Source organism: Bittarella massiliensis (ex Durand et al. 2017) (assembly GCF_017566145.1).
In the GTDB taxonomy this organism is placed as follows: domain Bacteria; phylum Bacillota; class Clostridia; order Oscillospirales; family Ruminococcaceae; genus Bittarella; species Bittarella massiliensis_A.
The window spans coordinates 58,567-79,394 of record NZ_JABFCL010000010.1; the positions used below are offsets into that span (position 1 = coordinate 58,567).

General features: G+C 62.5%; 22 protein-coding genes. 12 read left to right on the forward strand and 10 right to left on the reverse strand.

All coding sequences use genetic code 11. The features are described from left to right. Positions 1-579: 579 nt before the first annotated feature. Entirely contained in the window at positions 580-1,728 is a 1,149-nt protein-coding gene (locus HJY11_RS10295; RefSeq protein WP_208075874.1) for a hypothetical protein, read from the reverse strand. A gap of 264 nt (positions 1,729-1,992) precedes the next feature. Between HJY11_RS10295 and HJY11_RS10300 the strand changes: the two genes are divergently transcribed. From HJY11_RS10300 to HJY11_RS10330, 7 genes are all read left to right on the forward strand, one after another. Further along, on the forward strand, positions 1,993-2,283 hold the full coding sequence (locus HJY11_RS10300) for a helix-turn-helix domain-containing protein (RefSeq protein WP_243764424.1): 291 nt from the start codon (positions 1,993-1,995) through the stop codon (positions 2,281-2,283). A 57-nt stretch (positions 2,284-2,340) separates the two neighbouring features. Then, entirely contained in the window at positions 2,341-2,781 is a 441-nt protein-coding gene (locus tag HJY11_RS10305; RefSeq protein ID WP_208075875.1) for a hypothetical protein, read from the forward strand. Next, entirely contained in the window at positions 2,771-4,540 is a 1,770-nt protein-coding gene (locus HJY11_RS10310) for a recombinase family protein (RefSeq protein ID WP_208075876.1), read from the forward strand. The genes HJY11_RS10305 and HJY11_RS10310 overlap by 11 nt, the downstream gene beginning before the upstream one ends. A gap of 83 nt (positions 4,541-4,623) precedes the next feature. Continuing rightward, positions 4,624-5,103 (forward strand): COG2426 family protein, encoded by a 480-nt coding sequence (locus HJY11_RS10315; RefSeq protein WP_208075877.1) that lies wholly within the window; start codon positions 4,624-4,626, stop codon positions 5,101-5,103. A 76-nt stretch (positions 5,104-5,179) separates the two neighbouring features. After that, the gene (locus HJY11_RS10320; protein ID WP_208075878.1) at positions 5,180-5,929 is read left to right on the forward strand and encodes a TraX family protein; all 750 of its coding nucleotides are present in this window, start codon (positions 5,180-5,182) and stop codon (positions 5,927-5,929) included. 251 nt (positions 5,930-6,180) lie between these two features. Beyond that, complete coding sequence (locus HJY11_RS10325) at positions 6,181-6,690, forward strand: prepilin-type N-terminal cleavage/methylation domain-containing protein (protein ID WP_208075879.1); 510 nt, start codon at positions 6,181-6,183, stop codon at positions 6,688-6,690. Positions 6,691-6,917: 227 nt separating this feature from the next. Then, positions 6,918-7,529 carry a hypothetical protein gene (locus tag HJY11_RS10330; RefSeq protein WP_368041576.1) on the forward strand — a complete coding sequence of 204 codons (612 nt, stop codon included), beginning with the start codon at positions 6,918-6,920 and terminating at the stop codon, positions 7,527-7,529. An 89-nt stretch (positions 7,530-7,618) separates the two neighbouring features. Here the strand turns inward: HJY11_RS10330 and HJY11_RS10335 are convergent, their stop codons facing one another. Continuing rightward, positions 7,619-7,975 carry a hypothetical protein gene (locus HJY11_RS10335; RefSeq protein WP_208075881.1) on the reverse strand — a complete coding sequence of 119 codons (357 nt, stop codon included), beginning with the start codon at positions 7,973-7,975 and terminating at the stop codon, positions 7,619-7,621. A gap of 136 nt (positions 7,976-8,111) precedes the next feature. Here HJY11_RS10335 and mutY point away from each other — a divergent pair, with 136 nt between their 5' ends. Both mutY and HJY11_RS10345 read left to right on the forward strand, forming a co-directional pair. Then, complete coding sequence (mutY, locus tag HJY11_RS10340; protein ID WP_208075882.1) at positions 8,112-9,209, forward strand: A/G-specific adenine glycosylase; 1,098 nt, start codon at positions 8,112-8,114, stop codon at positions 9,207-9,209. Further along, entirely contained in the window at positions 9,206-9,763 is a 558-nt protein-coding gene (locus tag HJY11_RS10345) for an NUDIX hydrolase (protein WP_208075883.1), read from the forward strand. The genes mutY and HJY11_RS10345 overlap by 4 nt, the downstream gene beginning before the upstream one ends. A 75-nt stretch (positions 9,764-9,838) precedes the next feature. Here the strand turns inward: HJY11_RS10345 and HJY11_RS10350 are convergent, their stop codons facing one another. The 6 genes from HJY11_RS10350 to HJY11_RS10375 all read right to left on the reverse strand — a co-directional run bounded on the left by HJY11_RS10350 (position 9,839) and on the right by HJY11_RS10375 (position 15,078). Continuing rightward, on the reverse strand, positions 9,839-10,183 hold the full coding sequence (locus HJY11_RS10350) for a GIY-YIG nuclease family protein (RefSeq protein ID WP_208075884.1): 345 nt from the start codon (positions 10,181-10,183) through the stop codon (positions 9,839-9,841). Continuing rightward, positions 10,183-10,662: a DUF6530 family protein gene (locus tag HJY11_RS10355; RefSeq protein ID WP_208075885.1), complete on the reverse strand. Its 480-nt coding sequence runs from the start codon at positions 10,660-10,662 to the stop codon at positions 10,183-10,185. Before HJY11_RS10355 ends, HJY11_RS10350 begins: the two co-directional genes overlap by 1 nt. A 382-nt stretch (positions 10,663-11,044) precedes the next feature. After that, positions 11,045-11,878 carry an HAD family hydrolase gene (locus HJY11_RS10360; protein WP_208075886.1) on the reverse strand — a complete coding sequence of 278 codons (834 nt, stop codon included), beginning with the start codon at positions 11,876-11,878 and terminating at the stop codon, positions 11,045-11,047. Between the two features lie 146 nt (positions 11,879-12,024). Next, on the reverse strand, positions 12,025-12,699 hold the full coding sequence (locus HJY11_RS10365) for a YczE/YyaS/YitT family protein (protein WP_208075887.1): 675 nt from the start codon (positions 12,697-12,699) through the stop codon (positions 12,025-12,027). Positions 12,700-12,782: 83 nt separating this feature from the next. Next, a complete protein-coding gene (locus HJY11_RS10370; protein ID WP_208075888.1) occupies positions 12,783-13,955 on the reverse strand; it encodes a phosphopentomutase in 1,173 nt (390 codons plus the stop codon). Positions 13,956-14,313: 358 nt separating this feature from the next. Next, positions 14,314-15,078 carry a YczE/YyaS/YitT family protein gene (locus HJY11_RS10375; RefSeq protein WP_208075889.1) on the reverse strand — a complete coding sequence of 255 codons (765 nt, stop codon included), beginning with the start codon at positions 15,076-15,078 and terminating at the stop codon, positions 14,314-14,316. Positions 15,079-15,395: 317 nt separating this feature from the next. Between HJY11_RS10375 and pyk the strand changes: the two genes are divergently transcribed. From pyk to HJY11_RS10390, 3 genes are all read left to right on the forward strand, one after another. Then, a complete protein-coding gene (gene pyk, locus HJY11_RS10380; RefSeq protein ID WP_208075890.1) occupies positions 15,396-17,165 on the forward strand; it encodes a pyruvate kinase in 1,770 nt (589 codons plus the stop codon). Between the two features lie 451 nt (positions 17,166-17,616). Next, entirely contained in the window at positions 17,617-18,669 is a 1,053-nt protein-coding gene (locus tag HJY11_RS10385) for an inorganic phosphate transporter (protein WP_208075891.1), read from the forward strand. A gap of 39 nt (positions 18,670-18,708) precedes the next feature. Further along, the gene (locus HJY11_RS10390) at positions 18,709-19,332 is read left to right on the forward strand and encodes a DUF47 domain-containing protein (RefSeq protein ID WP_208075892.1); all 624 of its coding nucleotides are present in this window, start codon (positions 18,709-18,711) and stop codon (positions 19,330-19,332) included. Positions 19,333-19,394: 62 nt separating this feature from the next. Here the strand turns inward: HJY11_RS10390 and HJY11_RS10395 are convergent, their stop codons facing one another. Both HJY11_RS10395 and HJY11_RS10400 read right to left on the reverse strand, forming a co-directional pair. Beyond that, positions 19,395-19,880, reverse strand: coding sequence for a YbaK/EbsC family protein (locus tag HJY11_RS10395; RefSeq protein ID WP_208075893.1), 486 nt, complete (start codon positions 19,878-19,880; stop codon positions 19,395-19,397). A gap of 47 nt (positions 19,881-19,927) precedes the next feature. Then, positions 19,928-20,674 (reverse strand): tyrosine-protein phosphatase, encoded by a 747-nt coding sequence (locus HJY11_RS10400; RefSeq protein WP_208075894.1) that lies wholly within the window; start codon positions 20,672-20,674, stop codon positions 19,928-19,930. Positions 20,675-20,828 lie beyond the last annotated feature (154 nt).

Sequence of the window (20,828 nt, forward strand, 5' to 3'; positions counted from 1 at the left end):
ATGAGTGGAAAACCATGTGTTTAGGGGGCAAAACTCAACCCTCAAAAACTTTTCAACTTTTATTCTATAATCGTATAACAGTACCCCTTTGTGCAAGTAAGTGTATATTTTTATGAGTATTTAAGAATAAGTAAGAAAAATGTTGATATACGAGGATAAACGGAAAATTTCACGCTCAAAAAGGGCAAAAATAGGCCAAATTTTTAAGAGTTTTTTTGAGTATTCCGCTCATTTTTGAGTGCAACCCCTCGCCCTTCCCCGTGTACGACGTGGAAGCTGAGGCTGTTGAGGTTGCTGAGGTTGTCGCCCCGTCAGGGGCGTCGTCCTCCATGTCTTCGGTTTCGCGTTTTCGCGGTATGAGCTCCCGTGGGAAACGAAATCCCTCCCACGCCTTTATCGGGTCGCGGAAGGGATTTCGTCCATCGTATTTTGGAGTCTTCGGAGCCTTGCCAGGCTCTCCATGATAGCTCCCGGCCGTTGGTCCGACGGCTTGCCCTTTCTCGCATGTTGGCGAAGGTGAAGGAAAAAAAGAGACCGCCCGTTTGCACGGGCGGCTCCTGTGGTCGCGATTGCGGGATGCTACTTCGTCGCACCGCAGTCGCAGTATTTGTAGTCGACATATGTCTGGGTCTCGTAGTGGCCGTCGTCGCGGGTTCCCACTTGCACCCTCTTGGTTTCGTAGACGGGCTCTTCGTGGAAGTGCTCTTTCACATAGCCGTTGTCAGGTTCATTGTTGGCAATGTGATTGAATGCGTGGTCTGCATCTTGGCCTTTCGGAATGACAGCACCGCAATTACAATGCCAGAAGAAACCTTCGGATACCTTCTTGGTTCCGACTTGAACCTGTTGGTTTTCGTAGACGGGCACGATGTTGCTCACCCACACCTGCTTTGTGGCGGTGTGGTCCTTCCAGGAGTGCGTGTGGGACGGAGCGGAAGGCTTGCTCGCAGAGCTGTTTCCGCCGTGGTTCGAAGAACCGCCGTCACCACCGTTGCCAGAAGCGTTGCCTCCGTTGCCGTTGCCGTTGTTGGCTGGCTTGTCAGCGGAAGGCTTGTCTGCGGGCTTGTCTGCCGGCGTCTCGACTGGGGCCTCGTCGACCTTCGCGTCGTCCTTGGCCTTGTCGGACTCGTCCTTCGCGCCCTCGGCGTTCGGGTTGGCCTCGATGTTCTTGTCGAGTACCTCGAGCACGGCCTTGCCGTTATCGCCCTTCAGTGACTCGTCGCCCTTGGCGATGGCGTCCTTCGTGTCCTTCACGATTGCCGTGAGCATCTCGTCGGTCACCTTGTCGGCAGGGATGAGCTTCATCTCCATGTCGATGGAGTTCCCGCCCTTCTCGTCGATGTCCTTCACTTCGAGGGTCTTGGCGTCCTCGGTCTCGAACAGCTCGTATGCGGAGCCGTCGCTGTTCACGGGGCTGATGACCTTCACCTCGTAGGAGCCGACCTCGAGTTCCACCTCGTAGGAGCCGATGTTGTCCTCGGACGGTGCCACGGCGTGGTAGAAGTCGACCTTGTCGGCGTCCTTCCTATCGTCGCCATCGGCGCTCTTGATGTGCACGATTGCGGGCGTGGAGTCCTTCGTCCAGCCCTTGTCGGCCTTGATGTCGATATGTGCGGTCTCGAGCTCTGGCTCTTGCTCTTTATCCGCGCCACCGCCGCACGCTGTTAGCGCTGCGACCATGGCGAGCGACATGGCGACTGCCATGACGCGTTTCATTCTTCCTTTCATTTGGTTGTACCTCCTATTATCGGTATATCACTTGACGACCAGGGGTCGTGCTGGCTTGCTCACGTCTCGCGATTATACCGTTTCTCGTATCCTTCAATATACTACAAAAATGCTCATATTTCAAGGGCTGAAATCACAGCCCTATGTATATCAGAACCCCAACGAGTGGCATACTGCTGGCGCTTTCCTCATGTTCTTATTTACAAGATGACCCATTGGGTGTATAATAGTACATATCAATGATACAGATTTGGAGGTGTGATTATGCTTGACAACATCAAAGAGCTGAGCCCCGCCGAGGCCATCGTCGCCCTGCGCAACGCGTATGGCATGACGCGACGGGAGTTCTGCGAATATTTCGATATACCGCCGCGCACGTTGCAGAATTGGGAGTATGGCAGCCGTACACCCATGCCGTTCGTCATCGCGTCCATCTGCAAGTGCTACGAGACGGAGCAGGAGAACAAGCGTCTGAACGCGTACATCGAGCTGCTAAACCGCCAGAACGAGGAGCTGAAGGCCATGGCCGCGCCTCGTGCTATGGCTATCGAGTAAACAGACAAACACGCCGCTGCGGATTGACGGCGTTATTGATTGAAGGAGGAACAAAACATGACTGAGAACAAAAAGAGAATCGCATACAAGCCGGTGCTTGATTTCGATGGCGGGCTTACCGCCGACCACATTTTGAACATCGACGACGACATGAGGGCTGAGGGCGTGCCCGTTGCCTATGTCGACGACGACATCGAGAAGAAGTTCAAAGACGCAGATACCATCTGCTTGAATCCCCGCCCTGTACGTGAACAGCTGGAGGCGGCGTTCGGACAAAACGTCGACGACATGGACTTCGAGGCGTCAGAGCTCGACGCGTACTATGAGCTGGTAGACGATTGCGAAACCGACGACGTGGTCGAGGAGAACTTGATTGTGCTCGAACAGAAGGCAATCGCGGCAGGGTTCGAGATTGTCGAGCGCGACCTCGAGGCAGAGTACGAAGCGAAAGAAGCTGCGAAAAAGGCGCAAGGAGGCAGCGTGGTGAATGGCAAATAAAAGGAAGACCTGCTTCATATACGTGCGCGTGTCCACGAAGATGCAGGCAGAGCAAGGCGAGTCAATCGACGCGCAGCTCTACGAGCTGGAGCGCTATGCGAAGCTCAACGACATGCACGTGCTCGGCACGTACATCGACGACGGATACTCCGGCAAGAGCATCACGGGTCGCCCTCACTTCCAGGAGATGCTGGAGGCGATAAAATCCGGCACCTGCGTCGATTACATCCTCGTGTTCAAGCTGAGCCGTTTCGGACGAAACGCCGCCGACTCGCTCAACTCCCTGCAACTCATGCAGGACTACGGCACGAACCTCATATGCGTGAAGGACGGCATCAACTCCGAGGCGCAGATGGGCAAGATGATGATTGCCTTCCTGGCGGCGTTCGCGGAGATGGAACGCGAGAACATCATCGTGCAGACGTCTGCGGGACGCGAGCAGAAGGCCCGCGAGGGCAAATGGAACGGAGGGCAGGCCCCCTTCGGATACAAGCTCGTCAAGGACGAGAAAGGCGACGGCCACCTGGAGATTGACGAGGCCGAGGCCGAGGTGGTCCGCCTCATCTTCAAGATGTACACCAAGACCACCAAGGGAAGCCACGTCATCGCACGCGAGCTGAACGCCAAGGGCTACCGCAAGAAGGTGCGAGGGAACGGCAAGTACGAGTTCTTCGCGCCGGGCACCATCAAGAACATGCTTCGCAACCCGGTGTACGCCGGCCTCATAGCCTTCGGGCGTCGTCGCATGGAGCTCGTCAAGGGCACGCGCAACGAGTACAAGCCGGTGGCGCAGAAGAATTTCGACATCTACGAGGGAGAGCACGCGGCCATCATCGACATGGCGACGTGGGAGGCGACGAAGGAGCGACTCGCCAGAGACTCCAGACCGTTCCCGGAGCCCAACCCCGACGCCCACGTGCACCTTCTCACGGGCATGCTGCGCTGTCCCGTCTGCGGGCGCGCGATGGTGTCCAACGTGACGCCGTCGAAGTACGTCAAGAAGGACGGAACGCTCGGCAAGTCCACCTATGCGTACACGTGCAAGTACAGCAAGAAGCACTTCGGGCCCGACTGCACGTTCACGAGGCAGTACAGCCAGTCGTACATCGACAAGGAGGTCATCGAGCTGGTGAAGCGCGCGGCGCACTCCGAGGTCTTCTACGAGAGGCTGCGCGAGGAGCTGGACGACTCCACCGACATCGAGAAGCTGGAGGCCGACGTCGAGCGCATCCGCAAGGCCATAGCGAACAACGAGGCGGCGCGGCGCATGCTGTCGCGCAAGCTGGACGCGCTGGATGCGGGCGACAAGAACTACGAGCGCAAGTACGAGGACATGCAGGAGCGACTCGACAGGCTGTACGACGAGTGCGGAGAGATGGACGACGAGCTGTACAACGCCGAGGCAATGCTGGAGAGCGCGCAGGAGAACCGATTCACGACCAAGACCGTGTACGAGATGCTCGACGAGTTCCAGGAGAACTTCGACGGGTACGACCCGCAGAAGCAGAAGGAAATCCTGTGCAGCATCATCGACAGCATAGAGATTAAGCCGGACGCGAACGTCAAGAAAGGCGACTTCATAGTGAAGCGCGTGACGTTCAAGTGCCCCGTGTCGTTCTATCGCGGCATGACCGAGGAGATGCAGGAACAGCTGGGCATCGAGACCTTCGAGCGCCTCGAGACCACGGAGTACGTCCGCGAGGAAAATTCTCGGGACGGGCAACATACAGTCGAGTGCATCTGCCTGTTGGAGCGGTGAGGGAACCGCCGGCGCGGAGTGCCGGCAGTCCCCCCCGGCCGGCAGCGGCCCAGCACTGACAAATTTTAGGAGGATTTCTCTCAATGCTGAAGAAGTATCTGCTCATCTTTTTGATCTCCATGGTTCCGGTGGTGGAACTGCGGGGGGCCATCCCCTACTCCCAGTTGATGGGGCTGCCCCTCCTCCCCTCTTACATCGTCTGCATCATCGGCAACATGTTGCCGGTGCCCTTCATCTACCTCTTCGCCCGCAAGGTGTTGGAGTGGGGCTCCACCAAGCCGGTGATCGGCAAACTCTTCTCCTGGTTTTTGCGCAAGGGGGAGCGGGGCGGCCAAAAGCTGCAGGCCAAGGCCGGCCGCGGCCTCTTTGTGGCCCTGCTCCTCTTTGTGGGCATCCCCCTGCCCGGCACCGGCGCCTGGACCGGCACCCTGGCCGCCAGCCTGCTGGACTTCGACTTCAAATCCAGCGTCCTCGCCGTCATGGGTGGGGTGCTGATGGCCGGCGTCATCATGGGCCTGGCCAGCGCCGGGCTGCTGGGGGCCTTCGGCTTCCTCGCCGCCTAAAAACCGCGCGAAAGTGCCGTCCCCCGGCAGGGGGCGGCACTTTCGTCCGTCAAGTTGTAAAAAGGAGGGAGAACAGATGCAAACGCCCCGCCCCGCCGCCCTCTCCGGCTTTGGCCTCAAGTGGATCGCCGTCTGCACCATGTTCGCCGACCACGTCGGGGCCGCCATCCTGGAGCCGGTCTTCCTCCTCCCCCTCTACGGCCTCTACGAGGGCGGGGGCGCAGGCCTCCCCGGCTGGTACGAACCCCTGCTCCTGGCGAATATGGCGCTGCGCGCCGTCGGGCGGCTGGCCTTCCCCCTCTTCTGCTTTTTGCTGGCAGAGGGGTTTTGCCACACCCGCGACCGGCGGCGCTACGCCCTGCAACTTTTGATTTTTGCCCTCTTGTCGGAGATCCCCTTTGACCTGGCCTTCGCCCTGGCCCCCTTTGCGCCGGGCGGCCAAAACGTCTATTTTACCCTCTTTCTGGGGGTTTTGTCCCTGCAGCTGCTGGTCTGGCTGGAGGGGCGGGCGCTGCTCCAGGTGCTGGGGGTGGGCCTCTGCTGTCTGGCGGCGTCCGGCCTCTGCGCCGACTACGGGGCCACAGGGGTGTTGCTGGCGGCCCTCTTCCACCTGACCCGGCGGCAGCCGGCGGCGCGGGCGGCCATGGGCTCCGCCGCCCTCCTCTCCCTGGGCCCGTCAGAGCTTCCGGCCCTCCTCTCCCTCCTCCCCATCTCCCTATACAGCGGCGAAAAGGGGCGGGGCCCCAAGTGGTTTTTTTACTGGTTTTACCCCCTGCACCTGCTGCTTCTCTGGGGGCTCGGCCGGCTGATCGCCCTGCACCTGTGAGGGAAAACACCTCCCCTGCTCTCCCGTTGTGCCCCCCGTCCCATGGGAAAACCGGCGGAAAGGGCGGGTACGCGTCAGCTCTTGCCCCTGCGCCGCACCGGCCGTAAATCCCGCCCTTTGCCCCTCCAAGCCGGCGAGGGCAAGAGGGCTCTTTACCCCCATCTAGCCGAACGGCGGACAGCGCGGTACGCCAATATCTTCTTTTTTTTGGCGGCCTGTGTTATACTGAAGGCGGTTGGGAGGCGATGGGCATGAAACGAATCACGGCAGAGAGAAAAACCGTAAGCCGCCGGGGGTTTACCCTGGTCGAAGTGATCGTGGTATTGGTCATCCTGGCCATCTTGGCGGCCCTGTTGATCCCCTCCATGGTCAAGTGGATCGACAAGGCCCGCTGGGCAGAGGCCGAGAGCAAGATGGCCCAGGTGCGCCAGGCCGTCACCGCCACCGCAGTGGAGGCCTATGCGGACGGAAAGCTGGATACCGAGGAGGAGAATGACCGCCGGGTGGACTGTCTCCACGGTACTGACACGGTGGTTTCCGCCCCCGGTGCGCTGCAAGACTACTTTGTCAGCCATCTCAAGTCCTATCTGGGGGACGATGTGAGCCTGCAAAACTTCTGGATCATGGCTCTCTACAACCGAGACGGCACCCTCGGCTCCATGGACATCATCTACTACATGGAGGACACCAGCAACCCCCTCTACTGCCTGCACTACCACGAGGACGCCGGCGGCAGCACCCTGGAGCGCCAGGAACCGTAAGCCGGCAAACCGGCTGTAAAAGACATGTCAAAAGGGGGGCGGCTGCTTTTTGGCAGCCGCCCCCATCCTTCTGCTTGCACTCTCATCCCGCCCTGTGCTAAAATAGGGGCGGTTTGTGAACCGGCAAAAAAGGGGCAACGCATCTGCCCTCTACGCCCTTTGTTGCGCGGTGACCCAAAGGACAGGCGGCGCTCCTGCCGCCCAGGGGAGGTGCTTTTTTGGCGCTGGTGGAACTGGATTTCCCCGCCGTCGCAAAGGACGGCGAGATCATTGGCTACGGCGGCAACCAGGAGTGGTTTTCGCGGGAGTGGCAGCGGCGCGCCGGCTGCGGCAGCGTCACCGGCGCCAACCTGGCCGCCTACTACGCCGCCCGCAGCAGCTATCTGGCCCCCCTCTATCCCGGCCGCCCGGGGGACTTCTCCTACCCCACCTACCTCGACTGCATGGAGGAGATGTACCGCTACATGACCCCCGGCATCCACGGCTACCCCTTTGCCGGCCGCTTTGCGCGGGACTTCGCCCTCTACTGCCGGGAGCGGGGGCTGCAGGCCCAGCCCGTCGGCTGCGGCAAGATGGCCTCGCCTGACGACGGCTTCTCCTTTGTCAAAGAGAGCGTCGGCCAGGGCGATCCGCTGGCGCTGCTCATCCTCCACCACCGCGCCCCCGAACTCAAGGAGGACAACTGGCACTGGGTGACTGTCAGCGGCTACGCCGAGGGGGCACAGGGGCGGCAGATCCTCCTCTCCGACTGCGGCGAGCGGGGATTCGTCAGGGCGGAGACCCTCTTTGAGGTGCACCCCAAAAACGTGATTCGCATCCTGCGCTTTTCCATCTCGTAGCCGCGCAGGCAAAAAGGGGGGCGCCCCTGCCGCCCTGTTCCCGGTGGCAGATAAGCGCCCCCCTTTTTCAGAGAGGGAGGTATCCCCCTTTAAAATCCCCAGCCCGCGTACTGAACGACCACGTCCACCACCGACTCCGACGCCTGCTGGCAGTCCACCAGCGGTACCAGAATGTCCAGTGGAATGGTGGTGGTGCAGCCGCAGGCAGCCGGCGGGACCGGGTTGTAGTAGGTCTGGCTGACAATGTACTCGTGCTCCCGCTCCGGGTCGCGCACCTGCAAAAAGACAAAGTAGTCGCGGCCGCAAAGCCCCTCCACGTCAACGGTGACGTGGAGTTTCTGCACCGCCACCGGCGCGGGCACGCAGCCGCAGACCGATGCGTGCTGGCACGGGTTCTGGGGATCGGGCTCCACCGGGCCCAGAGTGGTCTTTAAAATCATGCTCACAGCAATTCCTCCTGTCGGGCAAGTTCGCCCCTGTATTGACACCCTCATGCTATGCCCGGCCGGCGCAGAGGGTGCCGGTGCCTCCTCCCGGACAGGAGCCAACCCGGGGCCCCGCCCCAGAAAGGAGACCGCCCCCATGGATTTGCACCCCCTTCTCTCCCCCCTGCCCGACGGCGATTGTCTTGCCCTGCTGCAGGGCGCAGCCGCCCCCCTGCTCCACTGGTACGACCAAAACCGGCGGCCCCTGCCCTGGCGGCTGGACCCCACCCCCTACCGGGTCTGGATTTCGGAGATCATGCTGCAGCAGACACGGGTGGCGGCGGTCCTCCCCTATTTTCACCGCTTCCTCGAGGCGCTGCCCGACATCCCCTCTTTGGCCGCGGCCGACCCCGAACTGCTCCTCAAGCTGTGGGAGGGGCTGGGCTATTACAGCCGGGCGCGCAACCTGCAGGCCTGCGCAAAGGTCTGCGTGCAACAGCACGGCGGCCAGCTGCCGGGCGACTACCAGTCGCTGTTGAAACTGCCGGGGATCGGCCCCTACACGGCGGGGGCCATCGCCTCCATCGCCTTTGGTCTCCCCGTCCCCGCGGTGGACGGGAACGTCCACCGGGTCTTCTCCCGCCTCCTCAGCGCCGAGGGGGACATCGCCGCCCCGGCGGTGAAAAGGGCCCTCTTCGACCTGGCGGCGCAGGCCGTCCCCAGCGAGCGCCCGGGCGATTTCAACCAGGCGGTCATGGACCTGGGCGCCACCGTCTGCCTCCCCAACGCCCTGCCCCTCTGCGCCTCCTGCCCCCTGGGCGACCGCTGCCAGGCCCTGGCCCGGCAGACCCGTCACCGCCTGCCCAACAAGGCGGCCAAAAAGGCCCGCCGGGTCGAAAAAAAGACGGTGGTGCTGGTCATCACCCCCCAGGGCGTCCTCCTCCACAAGCGGCCGGACAGCGGCCTTCTGGCCGGCCTGTGGGAGTTTTTGCTGCTGGAGGGGCGCCCCACCGCCCCCCAGCGGACCCAGGCCCTGGCCAGCTGGGGGATTCCCGCCGGCCGGGTCCGCCGGCTGGGCCCGGCCAAGCACATCTTCACCCACGTGGAGTGGCGGATGGAGGGGCTCGCCCTCTTCTGTCCCCCCTTCCCCCCGCCCGACGGCTGCCGCTTTGCCACCCTGGAGGAGGTGCGCCGGACCTACTCCCTGCCCGGCGCCCTGCGGGCCTACACCGATTTACTGGAGGAATTGCTTTGAAATTCACCGAACAGCTCGACTGCTACACCCCCACCTGCCCGCAGGAGGAGAAGGACCGGGCGGCCATCCTCTCCTACCTGCGCTGCTTTGACAACCTGCTGACCCGCGACAACGAGTTCGCCCACTTCACCGCCTCCTCCTTCATCGTCAACCGGGAGCGGACCAAGACCCTGCTTTGCTACCACAACCTCTACGACTCCTGGGCCTGGACCGGCGGACACGCCGACGGGGACGACGACCTGCTGGCCGTGGCCATCCGCGAGGCGCAGGAGGAGACCGGCGCCCAGACCCGCCCCCTCTACCCCGGCATCTACACCCTGGACATCCTGCCGGTCTGGGGCCATGTCAAGCGGGGCCGCTACGTCAGCAGCCACCAGCACCTCAACTTCACCTACCTGTTGGAGGCCGACGAGAGCCAGCCCCTGGCCGTCAAGCCCGACGAAAACAGCGGGGTGCAGTGGGTGCCCATCGACCAGATGCTCGCCTACTCCAGCGAGAGGGAGATGCACCCGGTCTACCAAAAACTCATCGACAAGCTGCGCCTCTACGGCTAAACCAAGCCAAATGCCCGCCCCGCCCCAACCGAAAAAGTGGTTGGGGCGGGGCGGGCATTTTTGAAGGGCGGGTTTTCAGTAGAGGGTCTCGGGCCCCTCCCGCTCCCGCCAGAGTTCGCCCAGGGCCTTCAGGTCCTCCCGAAAGGCCGCCGGCTCCTGTTCGGGCTTCTTTTCGATCTCCTCCAGCTCCACCAGGGCAAAGGCCTGGGGGCCGTCGGCGCGCCAGTCGGCCGCCAACTCGCTGCGGGGGCAATCCCCCGTCATCCGAAAGAAGGCAAAGCGGTTGCGGGCCCCCTGGGGATCGGTCTCGGCGAGGATCAGCCGCCGCCCCCTCTTTTGGTTTTCGATGGCGTAGACCAGCCCCCGCAGCGGCCGCTCCTTGTAGCCGCGAACCAGCTCCCTTCTGCGCTCCTTGTCCATCAGTACCCCATCTCCTTGAGGATGCGGGCGAGAACGGCAAACCGCTCGCCCAACATCTCGTCGTCCTTGGCGAGGGCGTCCTGAAAGAGGCGGATATCCTCGTCGATGCAGCCGTTGTCGGTGCAGACCGAGATCCGCATGGCGTCCCCCTGCAGCCCCACCTGGTCCATCGACGGGTCCCGCTCGTCGTAGAGTTTGGGGTAGCGGTAGGCGTCGCGGAAATACTGCTGGGAGCGGCAGACCAGGATGGCCAGGTCCAGCACCCGGTGCAGGGGCAGCTCCTCCGACTGGCGGGACCACTTTTCCCCGGTGTAGCGCCAGACCTTGGCCGAGATGTCCACCCGGCCCCGGTCGTTCCACTGGGCCAACCCCAGGGAGAGGCCCTTCGCGTCGGTCTCGTAGGCGCGGCGGCCGTCAATGTTTTCGTAGTTCTCGGTCACAATGACCGGTTTGTGTTTGAGATTGGTCGGGATTTTCATCTCGTCGCCTCCCGCTCGTTTATTTTTACTAATTTACTAAATTAGTAATTTAGTAAATTTATTGTACTCCCCTTTTCTCCCCCTGTCAAGGGCGAAAAAGAACAGGCGGCTCCCGGGGGAACCGCCTGTCTCTCCATTTTCTTCTCGCGACGGGGGCGGGCAGCCTCCCCCTCCGGCACCTCCATCCTGCCGGCACCGGCAATCTCCCGCAAACGGGCAAGGCCGCCGGTGTCGGGCGCTCCAACCCCACCCCCTCTCGGTCAGTGCCCGCCGCCCGGGGAAAACCGTTCCGTCCGCCGCTGCGGCAACCGCATCTTCCCCCTCCTCGTCCAGGTCCCCCGGGCAGGGCAAGAGGGTGTTTGGCCTGAAAAAATCTCTCCCCCTAGCGGCCGCCAACTTGGTCCAGATGCCGCAAAATCGCCTGGGAAACGCCGCTCTCGGCGTTGGAACCTGTGCGGTACCGGGCCGCCTCTTTGGCCTCGGCAGAGCCGTTTTCCATGGCAAAGGACCAGTGGGCAAAGCGGAGCATCTCCAGGTCGTTGTCGGCGTCGCCAAAGGCCATGGTCTCCTCCGGGGCGATCCCCAACTCAGCGCAGAGGGCCTCCAGGGCCACTCCCTTGTTGCAGCCGGCGGCATTGAGCTCCAAACTGCCGGGAATGGAGGAGGTGCGCACCAGCCCCGCGCTCTGGGCGACGGCCGCCTCTATCTCCTCCCAGGCCCCCTCCGGCAGGTAGAGGCCGTTGATCTTCTCGATCGGCCGCCCCCTTAACTGCTGCCACACCCCCTGGGAGGGGGTGTTGTAGGCGCGCAGGTTTGCCAAAAAGCCGGGCGAGAGGCCGCACTCCCCCAGCCGCAAAAAGTCCCCCTCCTCAATGTAGCTGCGGCCCCCGGCGTAGAGTTCAAACACCCCGCCCCGCCGCCAGAGCAGCCGGGCCACCGGCTCCCAACAGCCGGGCAGGATCTCCCGCACCGGCTCCACCTCGCCGGTGTCCGCCCGCCGCAGGGCGGCCCCGTTGGAGAGGATGGCGTACTGGGCCACGGCGATCTGCTCCGCCGCGTCGGCCAGGGCCTGCCAGGTGCGCCCGCTGGCGATGGCCACCACCGCCCCCCTGTCCCGGGCCAGGGCCAAGGCCTCCCTGTCCTGTTGGGATACCCCCTTGTGGTCGTCCCCCAACAGGGTGCCGTCCAAATCGGTGACGATCAGCCGAATCCCCATCTCAACCCCTCCACACGCTTTTTTTCTCTGGCCATTATACCCCTTTTTCCCGCCCCTGTCATCCGGGGAGCGGGCGCAAAAAGGGGGCGGCGGGAACAAAGCCGTTCCCGCCGCCCCACCTGGGGTGACAGATCAACCAAAAAGGGTCACTGCGCCTCTTCCTCCACCGCGCAAACCTCTGTGGGGCCCATCCCCGCCAACTTGTAGACCATGGGGGTCAGCCGCGGCTTGAGAATGTCGACTCCCTTGCCCACCAGGAGGATGCTCACCAGGGTGCCAAAGCCCCAGGGGGCCTTCATCAAAAGCGCCAGGGCAAACATGATGGCGTAGACGATGTAGAGGCCGACACCGTAGGTCTTTTTGAGCATCCGCTCCCCCACGGTGAGGGAGAGCATATCCAGCGCCTGAATGCCCAGGTCGATGGGCAGGTAGTAGGCCAGGGCCAGGGTGATGAGCAGGTTGCCGATCACCGGGTAGAGATAGGCCACCCAACCGGCGGCAAACTCAGCCCCCGCGATCGAGCGGATGACCCCGTTGAAGAAATTGATGCAGGGCCCGGTGCAGAAGGCAAAGATCACAGAACCCACATTGACCATCTTGCGGTCGATGAAGATAAAGGCCACGACGATGGAGACGTTGCAGATCATCGACACGTCCCCCACCTTGAGACCGCTCAAGTTGCCGATCCCCTGCTGAAAGGCGGTAAAGGGGTCGCTGCCCAGGTTGCCAAAGACGCAAAGGGAGATCCCCAGCGCCATCAGCGGCACCGCCGGGAGCATGACCAGCGTCCGCCGCAGGTACCCCTTGACTTTATCACTCACGTTTTTTCCTCCCCCCGCCTGCAAAAACTCCTCTGCAGCGTGAGACACCGCAGAGGAGTTTAGAACTCAGGTGGTGTTTTTGCCTATTTGCTGATCTCGGACAGGAAGCTGTTGCCCTCGATGTCGGCCTTGACGCCCAGGTGCTCGGCAACGGTGGCAGCAATGTCACAGAAGCCGTAGCGGGTGCCCAGGTCGACGCCCGCCTTCACAGAGGGGCCGTAGGCCAGCATGGGCACGTACTCGCGGGTGTGGTCGGTGTGCTTGGTGTAAGCCGGGTCACAGCCGTGGTCGGCGGTGATGATCAGCAGGTCGTCCGGGCGCATCCCCTTCATGAACGCGGCGATCTGGCCGTCGAAATCGGTGGCCGCCTGGGCGTAGGCGTCCACGTTGCGGCGGTGGCCGTACGCCATGTCAAAGTCCACCAGGTTCAGGAAGCAGAGGCCGTCAAAGTCCCGGCCCTGCATCTGCATCAGTTTGTCCATGCCGTCGTCGTTGCTGACGGTGCGGTTGGACTCGGTCAGCCCCTGCTCGGCGAAGATGTCGAAAATCTTGCCGATGGAGATGCACTCCTTGCCGCTGTCTTTAATGTAGTCGAGAACGGTCTTGCGGGGGGGCTTGATGGAGAAGTCGTGGCGGCGGGAGGTGCGCTTAAAGGCCCCCGGCTCCCCGACAAAGGGACGGGCGATGACCCGGCCCACGGCGTGCTTGCCCTTGAGGATGTTCCGGGCGATCTCGCAGTAGCGGTAGAGCTCTTCCACCGGCACCACGTCCTCGTGGGCGGCCACCTGGAACACGCTGTCGGCAGAGGTGTAGACGATCAGATCGCCGGTCTTCATGTGGTGCTCGCCGTAGTCGTCCAGCACCTGGGTGCCCGAGTAGGGCTTGTTGCAGACGACCTTGCGGCCGGTCTGCTCCTCAAAGGGGTCCAGCACCTCGCGGGGGAAGCCGTCGGGGTAGGTGGGCAGGGGATCGGCGGAGGTCACGCCGGCGATCTCCCAGTGGCCGATGGTGGTGTCCTTGCCGTTGGAGCGCTCGCGCAGGCGGGCAAAGCTGCCCACCGGGGCGGCCTCCTTCTCGCCGCAGGTGACGCCCTCAATATTGAACATCCCCAATTTTTTCAGATTGGGGGTGTTGAAGTTGGGGGACTTGGAGATGGAGCCAAGGGTGTTGGCGCCGACATCGCCGAACTTGTCAGCATCCGGCTCCTCGCCGATGCCGAAGCTGTCCAGCACGATCAAAAATGCTCTTTTTGCCATATCGCTTATTTCTCCTTTGCCAAAAGATTTGGATGATGGTTTCATTTTATCACGGCAAAGCTGCCAAAACAAGGCATATTGCAAAAGTTGCCCCCTTTCTCAGCAGAATTTCGAGTTTGTTCATCCTCTTTAAGGAAACGCTTTTACAAAATATACAAAATCGCTCTCTTTTTGTTGGTGATTTCTCCTCTGGCCGCCTCTTCCCCCCGCGCGGCGAGGGGCCCAAACAACCGCCGGCCCGCGCTCAGGCTCTCCTCTCGGCCGCCCGTCCAATCCTCCCCGCCGGGGAGCGCCGCCGGCAGCCCCTCCCCGCGCGGCGACAAAAAATCCCTCCCGGGCCGCCCGGGAGGGATCATTTCTAGTCTTCGCTCTTCAAAATTTCCGCCGCCTCTTCCACCGGCACCTCAATGACTTCGGCCTCTTTGGGCCGTTTGTTCATCTCGCGGTTGTGGTGGTCGCCGACCCCCAGGGGGGTGAGGATGAACTTGTCGATGACCGGCACACAGGCGCTGATCCCGGGGCCGGTGAGGACAAAGGCGATGATGGTGCCCACACTGACCACCCCGCCCATCAAAAACCCGGCGATGATGTAGCAGCCGTCAAGGGCGATCTTCATAAAGCGGTACTGAAAGGTCGGGTGCTTGTCCATGATGCGAAAGAGGATGGAGTCGGTGTTGCCGAACCCAAAGCGGAGGGAGACCACCAGCGCCAGTCCCAAAATCATAAAGACAAGGCCCAGGGCGATGTAGGCGCTGCGCACCCAGAGGTTGTCGTGCGCGGCGATAAAGCTGCGCATAAAGGGCTCGTAGAGGCCCAGGGCAACCGAGAAGAAGATGGAGTTGATGACCGTCCCCACGTTGATGTACTTAAAGGCAAAGAGGATGGCCACCACCAGGGTGACGTTGTTGTTGATGGTCGAGGCCATGCCGATGCCGAAGTGGAAGGTGTGATCCAGCCCGTCCAGCCAGACGGAGATGGGGTCGCTGCCCAAACCGCTGCAGATGAACAGCCCCACCCCGAAGGCCGAGACCGCCGCCGCGATAAACATCAAAATTGTCTTGACCAGCACCTGCTTGACGGTCATATTCCCCAGTTTGTCATTGTAAAGCTGTTTGAGCCACATCTTGTTTTACCCCTCCAAAAATCCCATATCTCATCACAGGCCGTTATTCCTCATAATAGCAGTGAAGGTCTCACAAGTCAACAAAAAATACCCGGTAAACGGCCTTTGCGCGGCACTTTTTTTCTGCCGGCCGCAGAAAAAAAAGTGGCCGCCCCTCCCCCTTGCAAAAAGCGCTCTTTTGTCAAATCGTTTTCCTTCCCCTCTCCTGCCTCCCCGCCGCTGCAAGCAAAAAAAGAAAGCGCTTTCCTTTTTGCCTGCGGGGTACTATAATAACAAGCAGATTGCCACCATCACCAGAGAGATAGGAGCGATGCACTTTGAGAAAGACGAAAATCATCTGCACCCTGGGCCCGGCCACCGACCGGGAGGGCGTATTGGAAAATATGATCAAGGCCGGCATGGACGTGGCCCGGGTCAACTTCTCCCACGGCAGCCACGAAGAGCACGCCAAGCGGCTTGAGAAGCTGGTGGCCCTGCGGGAACTGCTCAACCTGCCCATCGCCACCATGCTGGACACCCGCGGCCCCGAGGTGCGCACCAAGCGCTTCAAATCCGGGGCGGTCAAGCTGAAAAAGGGGCAGAACTTCGTCCTCACCACCCGGGAGGTGGAGGGGGATGAAACCATCGTCTCGGTCACCTACCAGGGGTTGCCGGGGGATTTAAAGCCGGGGGACACCGTCCTCATCGACGACGGCAAGGTGGAGCTGCGGGTCCTCTCCACCGACGCCACCGACATCGTCTGCGCCGTGCAAAACGACGGCCCGGTGGGCGATCACAAGGGGATCAACCTCCCCGGCGTCAGCCTGCGCATGCCCTATATGTCCGAACAGGACGCCGACGACATCGAGTTTGGCATCCGCGCCGGGTTTGACTTCATCGCCGCCTCCTTCGTCCGCTCGGCCGACGACGTGCTGCAAATCCGCAAACTGCTGGACAAACACCGCTGCAAGCGCATCAAAATCATCTCCAAGATCGAAAACGCCGAGGGGGTCGCCAACATCGACGACATCCTGCGGGTGTCCGACGGCATCATGGTGGCCCGGGGCGACATGGGGGTCGAGATCCCCCTGGAGGAGATCCCGGTCATCCAGAAGATGCTCATCAAAAAGTGCTACAACGCGGGAAAACAGGTCATCACCGCCACCCAGATGCTCGACTCGATGATGCAAAACCCCCGCCCCACCCGCGCCGAGGCCACCGACGTGGCCAACGCCATCTACGACGGCACCAGCGCCATCATGCTCTCAGGGGAGACCGCCGCCGGCAGCTACCCGGTGGAGGCGGTCAAGACCATGGCCCGCATCGCCTGCCGGGCAGAGGAGGACATCCGCTACGACAACCGCTTCCGCGCCCGGGCCATCTCCGACAAACTAAACATCACCGACGCCATCTCCCACGCGGCCTGCACCTCTGCCTACGACCTGGAGGCCAGGGCCATCATCGTGGTCACCAACTCCGGCACCACCGCCCGGATGGTCAGCAAGTACCGCTCCTCCATCCCGGTGATCGGCTGCTCGGTCACCGGCACCGTCTGCCGGCAGATGAACCTCTCCTGGGGGGTCACCCCCCTGCTGCTGCCCGAGTGCGACGACCTGGACGACCTCTTTGAACTGGCGGTGGAGGCCGCCAAGGGCGCCGGCCTGGTGCGCGACGGCGACCTGGTGGTCATCACCGCCGGCACCCCGCTGCGCCAGTCGGGCACCACCAACCTGCTCAAGGTGCACATCGTGGGCGATGTGCTGATCTCCGGCAAGGGCATCAGCGACGGCAAGGTGGTGGGCAACCTCTGCGTCTGCAAGGACGAGGACGAGGCCCTGCAGAAGTTCAAGCAGGATGACATTCTGGTCATCCCCGAGACCTCCCCCAAAATTCTCCACCTGCTGAAGATGGCCTCCGGCATCATCACCGAGGAGAGATTTGACGGCTGCTACACCGGCATCGTCGGCTCGGCGCTGGACATCCCCGTCCTCATCGACGCCGCAGGCTGCACCGAGACCCTCAAGAGCGGCACCACCGTCAAGCTGGACGCCAGCAAGGGCATCGTCTCCTCCAGCACCCTGGAAAGCGCTCTGAGCCGGGAGAGATAGGGGTCGCCCGCAAGAAAAAGAGGGGGGCTGTCTTACAGGACGGCCCCCCTCTTTTTCCCCGCTGTCCATCCTTACACAGGAGAGATGCCAAAGCCCGCAACTTTCCAGACTTCCCCCTCTTTTCCCCCGGGCCGTGTGCTGGCTCCCCCCTTTCCCGCCCCGGCCGGCAGGCCGGTTGTAACCCTTTTGAAACCACTCTTTACCCTTCTGTAATATCTGTGTAAAGTCCCCTTGGCCTCTCCCCCCCTCTTCGCAAATGAACTTGCAAACAAAATACTGACCCGGTGAATCTCCCCTTGTCAATTTTACACAAACATTTCCCGTTTTTTTACATTTTGATTGCCGCTCCGGCGGCCCGGTGCTATATTGGTGGTGCCGTCTCACCGGCCGTCCCTCCCCCTTCCCGGAAAGGAGGGCCGATCTCGACAACCCGCCAAAGGAGGCCTTTTTTATGACCGTCTCCCTCTCTGCCTTTTTGCAGCAGCTCGTCACCAGTCCGCCCCTGCTCATCACCGTCCTGCTCACCCTGGGGGTCATTCTGGTCAACGGCTGGACCGACGCGCCCAACGCCATCGCCACCTGCGTCTCCACCCGCTCCATCAAACCCCGCCACGCCATCTGGATGGCGGCCGCCTTCAACTTCTTAGGGGTGCTGGTGATGACCGCCCTCAACGCCACCGTGGCCCAGACCATCTACAAGATGGTGGACTTTGGCGGCGATCCCCACCAGGCCCTCATCGCCCTCTGCGCCGCCCTCTTTGCCATTGTCACCTGGGCGACAGCGGCCTGGGCCTTCGGCATCCCCACCAGCGAGAGCCACGCCCTCATCGCCGGGCTCTCGGGGGCGGCCATCGCCCTGCACGGCGGGCTGGGGGGGATCAACGGCGGTGAGTGGGTCAAGGTCCTCTACGGCCTGGTCCTCTCCACCCTGTTGGGCTTTGCCCTGGGGTGGCTGTGCACCAAGGCCATCGAGTTTCTCTTCCGCCGCGCCGACCGCCAGAAGACCCTGGAGCCCTTTCGCTGGGCCCAGATCGGCGGCGGGGCCGCCATGGCCTTTATGCACGGCGCCCAGGACGGGCAGAAGTTCATGGGCATCTTCATGCTGGGCATCTTTCTGGCCGGCGGACAGGGGGACGCCCAGAGTTTTCAAATCCCCCTCTGGATGATGATCCTCTGCTCCCTGGTGATGGCCCTGGGCACCTCCATCGGCGGGATGCGGATCATCAAGGCCGTGGGGATGGACATGGTCAAGCTGGAAAAATACCAGGGCTTTGCCGCCGACCTGGCCGGTGCGGGCTGTCTGCTCGTCTCCTCCCTGACCGGGGTGCCGGTGAGCACCACCCACACCAAGACCACCGCCATCATGGGGGTGGGGGCCGCCAAACGGCTCTCCTCGGTCAACTGGGGGGTCGTCAAGGAGATGATCCTCACCTGGGTGCTCACCTTCCCCGGCTGCGGCCTCATCGGCTACCTGATGGCCAAGCTCTTTATCTGGATTTTTTAACCGCACCGCTGTGCGCTACCGAAAAAGGAGGGACTTTCCATGGCCCACAAGAGAGAAAACGACTACTTTGAACTGCTCTGCCGCCAGGTGACCCACTGCACCGAGGCCGCCGGGCTGCTGCAGGCGATCCTCGCCAACTTTGACCCCGACGCCCTGCAGGACCAGCTGGCCTCGCTCCACCAGGTGGAGCACCAAGCCGATCTGGTCAAGCACGAGATGATGGAGAAACTCCTCCACGAGTTCATCACCCCCATCGAGCGGGAGGACATCACCGCCCTGGCGCAGGAGATCGACAACGTCACCGACAACATCGAGGAGGTCGCCCTGCGCGCCTACATGTACAACATCTCCGCCGTCCCCCCCCAGGCGGTTCGCTTTGGCGAACTCGTCGGCCGCTGCTGCCAGGCCCTGGAAGAGGCCCTGGAGGAGTTTCGGCACTTCCGCAAGTCCCCCACCCTCTACCAAAAGATCGTCGCCCTCAACGAGCTGGAGGAGGAGGGCGACCAGCTCTACACCCAGGCGGTGCGCGCGCTCTACACCGGGACGGCCGACCCGGCCACCCTGCTGGCCTGGAGCGCCCTCTACGACCAGTTGGAGGGCTGCTGCGACGCCTGCGAACACGTGGCGGACATCGTCGAGACGGTGGTCATGAAAAACAGCTGATCCGTCCCACAACCACAAAGGGCCCCGGCGCCAAAATGCGCCGGGGCCCTTTGTCCTCGCCATCAGCCCTCTTCGGGCCGCCAGCCCTTGCAGACATCCACCCACTTTTGGGCTTTTGCCAGGGCAAAGAGGTCGTCACACCCCAGCTCAATGGCCGAATTGGCGCTGCCGCAGGCGGGAAAGACCGTCTCGAAACGCCGCAGGGACTCGTCCAGACAGACCAGAATATCCTCCCTCGCCAGGGCAAAGGGGCAGACCCCGCCCACCGCGTGGCCGGTCAGGGCCTCCACCGCGTCGGGGGCGAGCATCTTGGCTTTACAGCCAAAGGTGTCCTTAAAGCGGCGGTTGTCCACCTTGGCGTCCCCCGCCGCGACGATAAGCAGGGCGCTCTCCCCCCAGACAAAGGACAGGGTTTTGGCGATTCGCGCCGGAATGGTCCCCACCGCCTTGGCCGCCAGTTCCACCGTGGCGCTGGAAACCGGGAACTCCAAAATCTCCCCCTCTCGCCCCAGGACGCTCAAGTACGCTCGCACTGCTTCGATCGCCATTTCGCAACAACTCCTTCTCTTTTCTCTTCGCGGTCAGTTGGGCCGCCCTACTCCGCCAGCAGCCGCTCCCGCAGGGCGGCGATCTCGCCGCCGGTGAGGCCGATGGCCCGCAGGTACCCCTCGGCTCCCCCCTGGCGGCGGAGTTCCGCCAGGGCCATCTCCATGTTTTCCGGTGCAGAGGAGAAGGCCCCCTTCGGGATGCCGCCGGGGACCAACTTTTCCAGCGCGGCCCGCTGTCTCGCAAAGAAGGGGGCCATGTTGCCCTCGCTGGCGGCGTAATCGGCGACGATGACCGCCTCCTCCACCCCCGCCAGGGAGAGCAGAAGCATGGAGAGGACGCCGGTGCGGTCCTTTCCGGCGGTGCAGTGGTAGAGGACGCAGCCTTCCCGGCAGCCGGCCATCAGCGAGAGGGCCCGAGCCAGGGAGGGCTGGCTGTCCCGCAGCAGCGAGACGTAGAGCGCCCCCATGGACGCGGGCAGTCCGGCGGTTTTTCCCGCCGCCAAGCTGGATTGGAGGCGGTCCAGCAGCGGCACCTCCTCACAGCGGATGTCCCGGTACCCCCGCAGGCTGCTGGGGGCGCGCCTGCACTCCTCCCCCGAGCGCAGGTCGATGGAGAGGCGCACCCCGTACCGGTACAGCGCCTCCAGGTCCCCCTCTCCCAGCCCGGCGGGCTGGTCGCTGCGCAGAAAGCGCCCGGCGCGGACAGCGCCCGAACCCGCCGGGTAGCCGCCCAGATCGCGGGTGTTGTAAGTCCCCTGCAGCGGCAGGGGGGCATTGGCCGAAATGGGAGTCATCTTCCCCTCTCCTCTCTTTTGTATCTGTTCAAAAGCCACGGCGCACATTTTTGTCCGCCATGGCTTTTCATTATACACCATTTTCTCGCCTTTCGCAGCCATTGCGCCAAAAAAAGGCGGCGCCCCGCCCGGCGGCGGCAAATCGGGCCGGAAC